The sequence below is a fragment of the Dactylosporangium sp. NPDC051484 genome, from assembly GCF_040689395.1.
Classification (GTDB): domain Bacteria; phylum Actinomycetota; class Actinomycetes; order Mycobacteriales; family Micromonosporaceae; genus Dactylosporangium.
In genome coordinates, this window is sequence record NZ_JBFAZX010000020.1 from 54,346 (window position 1) to 66,320 (window position 11,975).

Sequence of the window (11,975 nt, forward strand, 5' to 3'; positions counted from 1 at the left end):
CCCCAGGCATGGCGGGGCTCGTCGGCGGCGCGTGGGTGGCAGAGGCGGGAGCGAACGATCCACACGTGGTGACCTGGAAATCCGACCGGCGCGAGGGCCGTCCTCCTCACAGAGGTCAGATGGGGCCGGGCGTACGGAGTGTCAGCGCCGTCAGCGGGGCCGGGTCGGAGGTCACCTACGCGGGAAGTCCCGCACTAAGGGAATACAAATCCGAGCGTCGTTTTGGAAAAGCCCAGCTCAGCGGAGGTGCTTCAGCGGTCGCCGGGCGTCGCCTCCGGCGCGGTGCGCAACGTGGCCTCGGCGATGACGTCCGCGGTCGGATCGCTGAGGTCGCCGGCCCGGATCGCCGCGACGAGCCGCTCGACGGCGGCGGTGCGCCGCTTGTAGACACCCCAGCGAGGCAGGCCGGTCCGCGCGGCGTAGTCCGTGACGCTGACGTCCTCAAGGTAGGTGCCGCCGATCAGGTCGGCCTCCGCGGCGGTGAGCACGCCAAGGCGCACCGCGCGGGCGAGGAGCAGGTCTGGGTGGCCGTACGGGGCGGGCGGCAGGGCCGAGCCGGGCGCGAAGTTCGCCTCCCCGGACGCGGCCGGTTCCTGCTCGCGCAACGCCGCGCGGGCGCCGGAGAACGCGGCATTGAGCAGGGCGTTCACGATCCCCGGCTGGTCGATGTCGACCTTGTGCAACGCCTTCAGGAACGCCTCGACCAGGGCCGCGTGCAGATCCCCGGAAGACAGCTTCGACAGCAGGTACGCCCGGTGCCGCAGACCCGGCAACGCAACCCCGACCGCGCCGACAACCCACCGCTCCGCGCCGGTGCGGGCCTGGCTGACGAGGAACCTCCAGACGGCGTCCTGGGCCGCAGCACCGCAGGAGGGGTGCATGAGGATCGCCGACAACTCCGGCAGCACGATCCGGCGGCGCGGCAGGCCGTGGCCGAGCTGGCGGCCGTCGATCGTCTGCGGCTGCGGGCCTTCCGCCCGCAGCCGGAACCGGTACTCGATCGCGTCCAGCAGCGCGGCGCCGGGCCGGGCGCCCGGGTGTTCGGCGAGCTGGCCAGCGACGGCACGAGTGTTCGCAGACATGGAAAGAAACTCCCTGATGGTGAGGTGAATGCCGAACCGCGACCGGGGTCCGGTCGGCGGTGCAGCACCCACGCCACCAGGGCGGTTGAACACATCTTGAACACAGATGATCTTGTTGCAGGTTGAACGCGGCGTGTTCAACCGAGGCGGCGACGACAGCCTTCAATGCGAGTGTCCGGGCGGCATGCCCCCGCTATGTGCGACCTGTGCAACGTCGGGGCAGCCCGTTCAACCCGCCGCCCACGGCATGGACAACCGCCTCGGCGACCGCACGAACGCGTCCGGCGGCGCGGGCACAAAAAGGTCCGCGCCGAGTGGCGCGGACCAGCGGTGTTCACGGTCATCGGCGATACGCGCACCGGCACTTGAGCTTGTTCAAGTCGCTCCGTTGGCCGAGTTGATCTTGTTCAATCCGCAGTATCGATCTTGTTCATGGCGACTTCGATCGCCCGCCGGAGGGCCGCATGGTTTCGTCGGTGATTAGTGACCCGTTTATCGGTGATCGCGGGTCCGGGTCCCACCGCACGTCGGCCGGTTCTTGTGTGCGTGTGTTCCGGGCCCACCGCTGGGCTCGGTCAGCGGTGCGAGTCCTATGGGTGCAGTCGTCGGCGCAGCCGTTGTCCCCCTGGAGGTGACGGCACCGGTCAGCGGGGCGCAGCAGGTGTCATCGTGCCAGGCGTCGCGGCCTTCTCTGATAGTGGCGGCGGCCATGATCAGTGCGGCGATCAGGTGGGCCTCGCTCCGGCCGAACAGGCTTGTTGAGACCCAGGCCGATGAGTAGCACGGTGGACAGGTAGGTGCACAACAGGGTCTGCCGGGAGTCGGCGACCCCGGCCCGTGAGCCGAGCTCGCGGCCGGCGTGGCGTTTGGGCGTAGGACGGGCTCGGCATCACGCCCAGCGATACCGCGGCAAGGACGAGCCCGATGGTGGAGTGCTCGGTGTGGGCGCCGCCGAGCAGGCTACGCAGAGACTCGATGGTGACGTAGGCGGCGAACGCGAGGAAGGAGATCGCGATGATCCGCCGGCGGTCTTCTCCCGGCGCTGCGGTGCCAAACCATCGGCCTGCCGCAGGCGAAGATCCGTGACATCGCCACAGGTCAATAGGCTTGCAATCCGTTGACTGCCTCTCAGCCGGGCTCGGCAACCGACTGCCGCGCGCGGTGGCCGACCGCCTCTCGTATGGTCACGAAGCGGTCGCGCCCTCCTGCTGGTCGTGAAGGCGCTGCTGGTACGGGATCGACCTCACGCCGTCGGTGAACTTGTCGAAGTCGGGCACCTGTTCCATCGGGTCAGAGTCGAGTTTGTGGTTGCGGCGTAGCTGGGTGACCACGAGGCGGGGCTGGTCGCTGGCGCCGGAGTCGTCGAGGGCGAAGGTGATGTCATCGAGGAGTTGCAGCGCTTGTTCGCGGCGAAGGCCGGTGGGGTGGTCCTGGAGGAATCCGTTGACGAGCCGGTGAAGTCTATTGTCGCGTCGGGAGGCCGCCTCCTGCTCAGCGGCGGCCCGCAACCTGAGCGCGATATGTGCGATGAGGGCGGCGAAGTTCGTCCGGAGGTGCTCGAGGGCGGGTGGTCGCGGTGCGGCGGCTTGGGCGATGTGGGCCCAGGTGATCACCTCTTTGGCGAAGCCGACCTTGTCGATGTGCCCGTCGAAGCAGGCGGCAAACGTTTCGGCTAGGGCGTCCCACAGTGATCCATGGGAGCCGAGGGCCGTGATCAGGTCGGATTCTTGCAGCTTGTCGGCATCGTTGGCGGACTGGTCCAGGAACCGGCGGGCGTAGGCGCGGGCAGCCTCAACTGCAACGGCCGGTGGTACAAGGTCCTCAGCCTCCTCGACGCTGACGTTCGCGGGGATGGTCAAGGCTTCGTTGGCTGCCCAGGTGTCGATGCGGATGACGAGCTTCTCGTCGATGACCGGCTTCTGCCGGGCACCGCCCCGGCGGAGGGCCTTCTCGGCGTCCTTTCCGGCAGTGTCGCCGTCGAGGAGCACGACGCATGGTGGGCGGACCTGGTCACGGCCGCGAGCGAGGTAGACGAGGTACGGGATGCTGCTCGCGGATCCGGCCGGCACGATGGTGACCTCGTTGAGGTCGAGCGTGCGTAGGAAGGACCCGCCGTCACCGCGCAGTAACGAGGACATTCCAGCTAGCAGCACCTGGTCGGCCAGGCCCTCGACGAACAAGTTGGAGCCGCCGATGAACGCGGTCTCAGCCACGAAGCTGCCCAGCGACGTGCGTAGCGGTTCGTAGTGGTTCTTGGTGGCGTCGCGCACCACCCTGGTTCCTTCGTCTTCCCGGCCTTTCTCAATGACCCGGATGCGATGGGCGGCGTTGCGATTGATTAGGAATGGTGAGTGGGTGACGTAGACGACCTGGTCCCGGCGTGAACCGTCCTCAGGCTGGGCGTACTGCTCAAGGATGCGCAGCAGGTCCTGCTGCCCGGTGCTAGACAGGTAGGCGTCGGGTTCGTCCATGAGCAGGATCTCGTGCCGATCAGCTGGGCGTTGATGGGCCAGAAGTTGCACGTAGTAGCTCAGAAAGTATTGGAGGCCGCGGCTGCGTTCCTGGAACGAGTAGTCGGTGTTGGTGCGATCACGGATGGTGAAGCACAGTTCGTGTTCGCGGGGTGACAGCAGGAGCTTGAACTCGCGGTCCTGCGTCCACCAGCGGGGCAGGTTCAGGTTTCGGGCGATCTCGTTGTTCATTCGCTGGATCAGGCCGTTGACCTGCCCTTCGTGGCCTTTCTTCATCGCTTCAGCGAGGTCGTCGAACGCCCGCCGGTCGATGCCGCACACGTCGATTAGGAGTTTGCGGCCGAGTTCACGCTGCTTGCCGATCGCGCTATTGGCGTCGGCAGCCCCGCCTTTGATAATCGACAGGATTTCCGGGGCGCGTTGGGTGATCTGCTCGGTTGTGGTGATTCCCCCGCTGAAGATCAGGTCCAAGAAGCTCGTGCGCTGCTCGCGTTGCTGCGACCAGGTCGGTGTGCGGCCGGCGAGATAACTGATCGGGATGCTGTCGGGCAGGGCGACTCCGGTGTCGAGCCGGTATACCTGCGGGAGGGCGTCGCAGATCGCCGCGAGGGCCGCTGGCGTAACCGGGGCCGGCGTGTCAGCGTCGCCGTACAGGACGAACGGTTGACCCGATCCCGGCCGGAACAGTCGGAAGCGGTCACCGATGCGAAGAGGGCCACTGAGCACATCGGTGAGCGCTTTGCCAGCCGTTTCGGAGATGATCTCGAACTCGGCGCCAAACTCGGGCGAGTGCATTTGGTCTTTGGCCACCGAGTAGAATTCGGAGTATCGACAGAACGCCCCCCGCTCGATACCGTCACCGCTGGCGAGAATTTCGATCGCGTCCAACAGGTGGCTCTTGCCGGACTCGTTGGCGCCCACGATCGCGGTGATCGACGAATCGAGGTCGACGGTGACGTACGGAAACCACCGCCCGTCGAAGTCCTCCCACTTCCGGCGCGTGGCGTTGGGGGCGGCTTTGCGTTCGTAGTTGTAGTTGAACGACTTGTAGAAGCGGACGTAGAGCTTCGTCATACGCATAGATGCCTCGGTTCCCCCAACGTTGCGCCACATACGGCCGACCTGAACTCGACCCCGTGGACGGTGGTCGCTGGCGATGGTCTACGTCCGCCGACCTGATTATGCCCGCACGGTGGAAGCGAGGGCCGACACGCGGCCGGTTCGATGGCAAGTTGATCTGGAACGGCAACGGGACACCCGTCTGGCGCGCGGTGGCCCACGCTTTGTTCGCCAGGTCGGTCCCACCTTGACCAGGTGGTTTCGATGTTCTTCGGTTCTGGGCCCACTTTCGACAGCGGGGCATCGGCTGGTCTGGCGAGAGTCCGCCGAGGCTGCCAGTGTCGAAGGTCGACCCCGTTCGCGGCGTTCGGACGGGACTCGCGCGCCGGCTTGTCCGTGCGGGCGCTCGTCTCCAGCTATCAGGTCAGTCGCCGTTTCTAAACCCCGCCCAGCGACGCCCGGCCATCACGGAAGTGGGCCCCAATGTCAGCGACATTGATCAAGGAAGCCGCTCAACCAGGGCCCGGAAGTCGTGCACATCTGGGCCCCCGTTCACGCGCACGAAGCCAGCCGCAGAACGCCGTGAGGCTGCGCCCTCCGAAAGTCATCTTCGCCAACGTGCCACTCGCGGGATCCGCTGTGGTGTTCAACGCCTGACCTGCGTGTTCAACCTCGAATCAATCTTGTTCATGGGGTGGAACGCAGCGACGCACGAGGCTCTGTCGCCGGTGAGCCAGCCGGACGGGCTCCAAATCGAGGCCCGGATTTGTATTCCCTTTATGTCAGCGCTCGTCGGCGGACGTGGCCCACCATCCATGCCCCAGATGCCCCAGCACACTCCCGATCCCAGCCCGGAACGCCCGCGCGTCGGGCTGTTCCTCGTCCCGGCACACCGGCGGCGCGCGCCCCTGGCCGACGCGGATGCCTGGCACGGGCTCGACCCGCACCGCCTCGCCTGGCTGATCCGGCACTACACCCGGGCCGGTGACGTCGTGCTCGACCTCGACGCACACCCGGCCGTCGCCCGCGCCGCCCGGTACCTGCACCGCTACCCGGCCGTGCTCGTCCCCGACGGCGCCACGAGCCGGGTCCGGCTCACCGGTATCCGTGCCCGGCCCGCCCACATCCGGCGCCTCACGGACAGCGGCGTGTCGCTGCTGCTGGCCGGGCTGCCCCGGCCCGGCGCCGACCGCATCAGCCTCCGGGCAATGACCGACGCCATGAGCCAATGGCGCCGACTGCTGCACCCCGGCGGCTTCCTGCTCGCCGTCCTGCCCGCCCGTACCCCGGAGCCGGGCCGGATCTCCCAGCGCAGCGCCGTCGTCACGGCCGCCCGCGCTGCCGGGCTGCGCTACCACCAGCACATCCCGGTGCTGGCGGTTCCGCTGCCGGACGCCGAGCCGCGTACCGACGCGGCGACCGCCGCCAGCACCCGGCCCGCGCTGCTCGACGGCCGGCACGTCCCCATCCACATCGACGTCCTCGCCTTCGGCTCGACCACTACCGACCAGGAGGCCGCAGATGCGTGAACCCATCTCGTCCACCGACGCCTTCGCCATCGGCAACGACCCGGCAGACAGCGGCAGCCCGGACGTCGCCCGGCTGTTCGACCTCATCGCCGACGGAGTGCAGGGCTCGGTCCTGCTGACCGGGCAGCAGGCGTTTCGCGGTCAGCGAAGCGGCCGTTACACCCCGGCCTCGACACCGCACCCGGCCAAGATGATGCCGACCATTCCCCGCTACCTCATCGCCACCTACACCGACGAAGGCGACCTGGTCGCCGACCCGATGGCCGGCATCGGCACCACCATCGTCGAGGCCATGCACCTCGGCCGCCACGGCATCGGCATCGAGTACGAACCCCGATGGGCCACCCTCGCCGCGGGAAACATCCGCCTCGCCACCGGCCAAGGCGCCACCGGCACAGGAGAGATCTACACCGGCGACGCTCGCCGGCTGCCCGCGCTACTCCCACCCGAGATGCACGGCCGGATCAGCCTCGTCATCACCTCACCGCCGTACGGAGCCTCCACCCACGGACGCGCCATCACACCAGGCCGCGACCGAGGCAAGGTCCAGAAAATCAACAACAGGTACGGCGCCGATACCGGGAACCTCGCCTACGCCGGGCACACCGAACTCATCGAAGGGTTCATCCAGATCCTCACCGGCTGCGCCGCCGTCCTTCAACCCGGCGGCTACGTCGCCGTCACCGCCCGCCCGTACCGGCAACACGGCGAACTCGTCGACATCCCGGGCATGGTTGCCGCCGCCGGACTTGCGGCCGGGCTGACCCTGGTCGAAGAACTCATCGCGCTCATCGCCGGAGTCCGCGACGGCGTACTCGTGCCGCGGGCGTCATTCTTCCAGCGACAAAACGTTCGCGAGGCTCTCACCGCTGGTGATCCACAGTGGCTGATCCAGCACGAAGATCTGCTGATCTTGCAGACGAGCTCACACACCCGTCCCGCCCCGGGACTCGGCCGGAGCGATGAACCTCGCAGACGTACCGCCGGCCCGGCACGGTCTCTGACGGACGACTCTACCGGTGCGCACCGCCAGTCGGGCCGAGGTGGTCAGACGCCCTCCGTTGCTGTTGAGCGCAGCCTTGACCCCTCCACGGCTGTCCGCATGGATCGATGTCCGCAACCGGACCGGCCCGTCAACGCATCAGCACCGGGCCGCGTCCCCCGTCCCCGGCAGTCACACAGCCGGACACACGATAGGACGCCTGATTCATGCCCACGCGATCCCCAACCCGTCCCAGGGGCGCCACGCGCCCACTGGGTCATCGGCCCGGGTCCCACGGACAACCCGTCGGTTCAGGGCGCCGGTTCGACCGCAGCGGGCCAGCCATGACCGCGCCGGACGGCGCCGACTGGCGACCCGACCCCCTACTCACGATCGATGACATCGCCGCCTGGTTGCGTAAGCCCAAGAACACGCTCTACGCGTGGCACAGCAGGGGCAAGGGGCCGCGCGCGATCCACGTCGGTAACACCCTGCGGTACCGCCGCAGCGAGGTGGAACGGTGGCTCGACGACCAAACTGACCAGGGGCGGTGAGCCGTGGCCAGACCTGAACTGCCCGTCGGCACATGGGGGAAGATCCGCACAGAGAAGCTCGGTCCGAACCGGTTCTGTGCGAGAGCCCGTTTCCGCGACTACGACGGCAGAACGCGAGACGTCGCGGCCACCGGCAGCACCGGACCGGCAGCCGTTCGCGCACTGACCGTCAAACTCCGCGATCGAACCACCCCTAACGACGACGAGATCACGCGGGACACTCGCATCGATACCCTTGCCGACCTATGGCTCGATCAGATGGCAGCCGAGGAGCAGGTGGTACCCCAGACGCTGAACACGTACGAGTCGAGTCTGCGTTCCAAGATTCGGCCGGCTCTCGGTGGTCTGCGGCTCCGCGAGGCGACGGTTGGTCGCCTCGACAGGTTCCTCCGCGACATCGCGAAAGATCATCCGGCGGCGGCGAAGACCGCCAAGGTCGTCCTTGGCCAGATGTTCGCGCTCGCCGTACGACGCGGCGCCATCTCGACCAACCCGATCCGTGACACCGGACGGCTGCGCACGTCCAAACGGAAGGTAACCGCGCTGACCGACGAGGACCTGCACGCGGTCCGCGCGGCCATCCAGCAATGGCAGGAGCCCATTCCCGGCAAGTCCGGACCACGCCACACCAGTGACCTGGCCGACATCGTCGACCTCATGCTCGCGACCGGCGCGCGTATCGGCGAGGTGCTCGCGCTGCGTTGGGGCGACCTGGACCTCGGCGCCGAACGGCCCACCTTGACGATCTCCGGCACCTTGATCTACCTCAAAGGGCAGGGCGTCGTGCGTCAGGAGTGGACCAAGAGCGACGCCGGTTACCGGACGCTCGTCCTGCCCAACTTTGCAGTGGGTATGTTGCTGACCCGTAAGGTCGCTGCCGCGGATAACCCGATCGACGCGATCTTCGCCACCCGTCGCGGCACCTGGCTGGCGCCGAACAACGTTCGGCGGCAGTGGCGCCGTGCACGCGACGAGGCCGGCCTGGCGTGGGTCATTCCCCACACCTTCCGCAAGACCGTCGCCACCCTCATCGACAAGGAAGCCGACACCAAGAGCGCGGCGGCGCAACTCGGACACGGCAGCGAACAGGTGACGAGCCGGCACTACGTCGCCAAACCCGCACTCGCCCCGGACGTCTCGGAGATCCTCGAACGGCTCGGCACTCAGGGCGACACCAACCGGGCCACATGATTCCGTAGCGGGCGCCCTACGGGCGTCACCGGGTTGTCCGGCGAATCTGACCCCCGGAATCCATTAACGAGGGGTTTTCGGGGGCGGGTTAAAATTCCTGTCGAAGAACATCAATGCCCTGAGCAGGATAAGCCCTGCTCAGGGCATTGATTGTTTGTACGCCGCGTAGGACTTGAACCTACAACCCGCAGATTAAGAGTCTGCTGCTCTGCCAGTTGAGCTAGCGGCGCCCGGCTGAACGGAGGTAACCCTAGCACGGCCACCCGGGACCTCACCAAACGAGATACCCCCGTCCAGAACGTGGCCCGTATTACTCCTCGTCGTCCTCCCAGAAGAAGTCAGTCTGGGAAGCCTGGTCCGGGTCCTCCTCGAGCAGATCGGAGTCCGGGCCGGCGAGCTCGTCCATCTCCTCGTCGGCCTGGTCCCAGGTCGCGGGCGAATTCGGCATCTCGGCTGTCATGGCACACCCCCGTGGGTACCGGATCGTGATTCCAAACTGGCGATCCGCGAGCTACCCGGCCTCGGCGGTCCTAATCGCGACCGGCCAGGTGGAGGCGCGCAGCACCAGGGTGGTGGGCATGAGCAGCTCCTCGGGGGTCCAGTCGCCGGCGGTCATCGCGCGGCGCAGCATGCCCGCGGCGAGCACGCCCTGTTCGAAGACCCGCTGGCGGACCGTGGTCAGGTCGAGCAGTGCGCTCAGTTCGTGGTCGTCGAAGCCGATGACCGATACGTGACGTCCGGTGCGGCGCAGCGCGCTCAGGGCTCCGAAGGCGAGTTCGTCCGATTCGGCGAACACGGCCGTCGGCGGGTCGGCGAGGGTGAGCAGGCGACGCATGGCCTGCTCGCCGCCGTCCAGGCCGTGCGGTACCGACACGATGAGCTCCTCGGCCATGGGGATTCCGGCGCCGGCGAGCGTTTCGGCGTACGCGCGCCGCCGCGCGTGTGCGACCGGCAGGAACATGCTCTGGTCGTTGTACGTCGAGATCATCCCGATGCGCCGGTGGCCGAGCGCGAGCAGGTGCTGCACCGCCGTGGACGCGGCGGCGGAGTCGTCGATCCGGACGCACCCGGCGCCGGGGACGTCGTGGCCCACGGCGACGATCGGGACGCCGAGCGACAGCAGGTCGGCGATCTCTGCGTCGGTGAACTGCATGGCCACGGTGAGCACGGCGTCGACGCGCCGGCGCAGGGGGAGGGCGCCGAAGAAGCGCTGCCGGGCCGGGATGTCGCCGAGGTTGTACAGCAGCAGGTCGAGGGAGTGCTCCCGCAGCACGGACTCGGCGCCGGCCACGATCTGGCCGAAGAACCAGCGGGACGCGTACGGCACGATGACGCCCACCGTGTGCGTGCGCCCGCTGGCCAGGCGCGACGCGATCGGCGAGACGACATACGAAAGTGACGCCGCGGCCTGCAGCACGCGGTCGCGCGTCTCGTCGGAGACGTTGGGCAGCCCGCGGAGGGTACGCGACACGGTCGCGGTCGAAACTCCCGCGAGCCGGGCAACGTCCTCCATGCTGACGGGCGGTGGAGCGTCAGCCACACGCGAAGGCTAGGCAACTCGGGCAGCAACGGCAATATGTCCGCTGTGTTGCTAACTCGTTATCGATGAATGTGTCTGAAGGGCTCGACAAACCGACCTTGCAAGCGCTTACATCCGAGGAACACAGGCACACCCCAGCACACCGGGTACGCGGGCGGAGGCTGTTCGCCCGGACCGGGTATAGCCAGAAGGAGGCTAGCCATGGCCGTCCTCTCAAGGCGACGTCGGGCGTTCACGCTCGCCGGTGTGGCCGTATTGGCCCTCGCCGCATCCGCCTGCGGCAGTGGTGACAAAGGCACCGGCTCCAGCAACGCCGACAAGCCCGAGTGCGCGCCGTTCGCGCAGTACAAGGTCGAAAAAGCCAAGCGGGTCAAGATTTACGCCACGATCCGCGACGCCGAGGCCGAAAAGCTCGAGCAGTCGTGGAAGCAGTTCGCGGACTGTACCAATATCAAGATCGATTATGAGGGCTCCGCCGAGTTCGAGACCCAGGTCAAGGTCCGCGCCGACGGTGGCCAGCCGCCGGACATCGCGATCTTCCCGCAGCCGGGCCTGCTCGCCTCGTTCGTGAAGAGCAAGCAGCTCAAGGAGCTGCCGGCGCCGGTCAAGGCCAACCTCGACAGCAACTGGTCGAAGGACTGGGCGAAGTACGCGACCGTGGACGGCAAGGTCTACGGCGTGCCGCTGGGTGCCAATGTCAAGTCGCTGGTGTGGTATTCGCCGGGCCTGTTCAAGGAGAAGGGCTGGACCGTCCCGACCACGTGGGACGAGATGATCGCCCTCTCCGACAAGATCGCCGCGAGCGGCATCCAGGCGTGGTGCGCGGGCATCGAGTCCGGTGACGCGACCGGCTGGCCGGCCACCGACTGGATCGAGGACATCGTCCTGCGCGACCAGGGCCCGGACGTCTACGACCAGTGGGTCAACCACACGATCCCGTTCAACGACCCGAAGATCTTCTCGGCCGCCGAGCGCGCCGCGTCGATCCTCAAGAACCCGAAGTACGTCGGCAACCCCAAGACCATCGTGACCACCTCCTTCCAGGAGGGTGGCCTGCCGGTCAAGGACAAGAAGTGCGGCATGCACCGCCAGGCCAACTTCTACTCCAACCAGTGGCCGAAGGGCACGAACGTCGGCCCGGAAGGTGACGTCTACGCGTTCTACTTCCCGCCGGTGGACCCGTCCAAGGGCAAGCCGGTGCTGGTGGGTGGCGAGTTCGTCTCCGCCTTCTCGGACCGCGACGAGGTCGTCAAGGTGCAGACCTACCTCGCCTCCGGCGAGTGGGCCAACAGCAAGGCCAAGCTCGGCGACTGGATCTCGGCCAACAAGAAGCTGGATGTCAGCGTCGTGACCGGCACGATCGACAAGCTGTCGGTGACGATCCTGCAGGACCCGGCCACCGTGGCCCGGTTCGACGGCTCGGACCTGATGCCCGCCCAGGTCGGCTCGAAGTCCTTCTGGACCGGCATGACCGACTGGATCAACGGCACCAAGGACACGAAGACGACGCTGGACTACATCGAGAACAGCTGGCCCAAGTAGTGAACTGAGGTCCGGGTCCGGCGCC

Annotated in this window: 9 protein-coding genes, 1 tRNA gene and 1 pseudogene; 5 read left to right on the forward strand and 6 right to left on the reverse strand. The window is 67.4% G+C overall.

From position 1 onward, the window contains the following. Positions 1 to 251 precede the first annotated feature (251 nt). From AB0367_RS27015 to AB0367_RS27025, 3 genes and pseudogenes are all read right to left on the reverse strand, one after another. Entirely contained in the window at positions 252 to 1,082 is an 831-nt protein-coding gene (locus tag AB0367_RS27015) for a hypothetical protein (RefSeq protein ID WP_366229228.1), read from the reverse strand. A gap of 492 nt (positions 1,083 to 1,574) precedes the next feature. Then, positions 1,575 to 2,130, reverse strand: a pseudogene (locus AB0367_RS27020) (cation transporter); the annotation flags it as partial. Positions 2,131 to 2,266: 136 nt separating this feature from the next. Continuing rightward, complete coding sequence (locus tag AB0367_RS27025; protein ID WP_366229229.1) at positions 2,267 to 4,627, reverse strand: AAA family ATPase; 2,361 nt, start codon at positions 4,625 to 4,627, stop codon at positions 2,267 to 2,269. Between the two features lie 809 nt (positions 4,628 to 5,436). Between AB0367_RS27025 and AB0367_RS27030 the strand changes: the two genes are divergently transcribed. From AB0367_RS27030 to AB0367_RS27045, 4 genes are read left to right on the forward strand one after another with little or no spacing between them, the layout of a single operon-like run. Then, complete coding sequence (locus AB0367_RS27030) at positions 5,437 to 6,141, forward strand: hypothetical protein (protein ID WP_366229230.1); 705 nt, start codon at positions 5,437 to 5,439, stop codon at positions 6,139 to 6,141. Further along, positions 6,134 to 7,471: a DNA methyltransferase gene (locus tag AB0367_RS27035; RefSeq protein ID WP_366229231.1), complete on the forward strand. Its 1,338-nt coding sequence runs from the start codon at positions 6,134 to 6,136 to the stop codon at positions 7,469 to 7,471. The genes AB0367_RS27030 and AB0367_RS27035 overlap by 8 nt, the downstream gene beginning before the upstream one ends. Continuing rightward, the gene (locus tag AB0367_RS27040; protein WP_366229232.1) at positions 7,468 to 7,677 is read left to right on the forward strand and encodes a helix-turn-helix domain-containing protein; all 210 of its coding nucleotides are present in this window, start codon (positions 7,468 to 7,470) and stop codon (positions 7,675 to 7,677) included. Before AB0367_RS27035 ends, AB0367_RS27040 begins: the two co-directional genes overlap by 4 nt. Before the next feature lie 3 nt (positions 7,678 to 7,680). Continuing rightward, the gene (locus tag AB0367_RS27045; protein WP_366229233.1) at positions 7,681 to 8,868 is read left to right on the forward strand and encodes a site-specific integrase; all 1,188 of its coding nucleotides are present in this window, start codon (positions 7,681 to 7,683) and stop codon (positions 8,866 to 8,868) included. 157 nt (positions 8,869 to 9,025) lie between these two features. On the opposite strand, the gene AB0367_RS27050 is transcribed toward AB0367_RS27045, so the two are convergent. From AB0367_RS27050 to AB0367_RS27060, 3 genes are all read right to left on the reverse strand, one after another. Continuing rightward, a tRNA-Lys gene (locus AB0367_RS27050) sits at positions 9,026 to 9,098 on the reverse strand. An 80-nt stretch (positions 9,099 to 9,178) separates the two neighbouring features. Further along, positions 9,179 to 9,316: a hypothetical protein gene (locus AB0367_RS27055; protein WP_366229234.1), complete on the reverse strand. Its 138-nt coding sequence runs from the start codon at positions 9,314 to 9,316 to the stop codon at positions 9,179 to 9,181. A gap of 63 nt (positions 9,317 to 9,379) precedes the next feature. Next, entirely contained in the window at positions 9,380 to 10,408 is a 1,029-nt protein-coding gene (locus AB0367_RS27060) for a LacI family DNA-binding transcriptional regulator (RefSeq protein WP_366229235.1), read from the reverse strand. 201 nt (positions 10,409 to 10,609) lie between these two features. Here AB0367_RS27060 and AB0367_RS27065 point away from each other — a divergent pair, with 201 nt between their 5' ends. Further along, entirely contained in the window at positions 10,610 to 11,950 is a 1,341-nt protein-coding gene (locus AB0367_RS27065; RefSeq protein ID WP_366229236.1) for an ABC transporter substrate-binding protein, read from the forward strand. The last annotated feature ends 25 nt before the right edge of the window (positions 11,951 to 11,975 follow it).

Excerpts from the sequence above, each read along its gene's own strand:
- AB0367_RS27015 (WP_366229228.1), bottom strand. The coding sequence starts at position 1,082 with ATGTCTGCGAACACTCGTGCCGTCGCTGGCCAGCTCGCCGAACACCCG.
- AB0367_RS27025 (WP_366229229.1), bottom strand. The coding sequence starts at position 4,627 with ATGACGAAGCTCTACGTCCGCTTCTACAAGTCGTTCAACTACAACTAC.
- AB0367_RS27030 (WP_366229230.1), top strand. The coding sequence starts at position 5,437 with ATGCCCCAGCACACTCCCGATCCCAGCCCGGAACGCCCGCGCGTCGGG.
- AB0367_RS27035 (WP_366229231.1), top strand. The coding sequence starts at position 6,134 with ATGCGTGAACCCATCTCGTCCACCGACGCCTTCGCCATCGGCAACGAC.
- AB0367_RS27040 (WP_366229232.1), top strand. The coding sequence starts at position 7,468 with ATGACCGCGCCGGACGGCGCCGACTGGCGACCCGACCCCCTACTCACG.
- AB0367_RS27055 (WP_366229234.1), bottom strand. The coding sequence starts at position 9,316 with ATGCCGAATTCGCCCGCGACCTGGGACCAGGCCGACGAGGAGATGGAC.
- AB0367_RS27065 (WP_366229236.1), top strand. The coding sequence starts at position 10,610 with ATGGCCGTCCTCTCAAGGCGACGTCGGGCGTTCACGCTCGCCGGTGTG.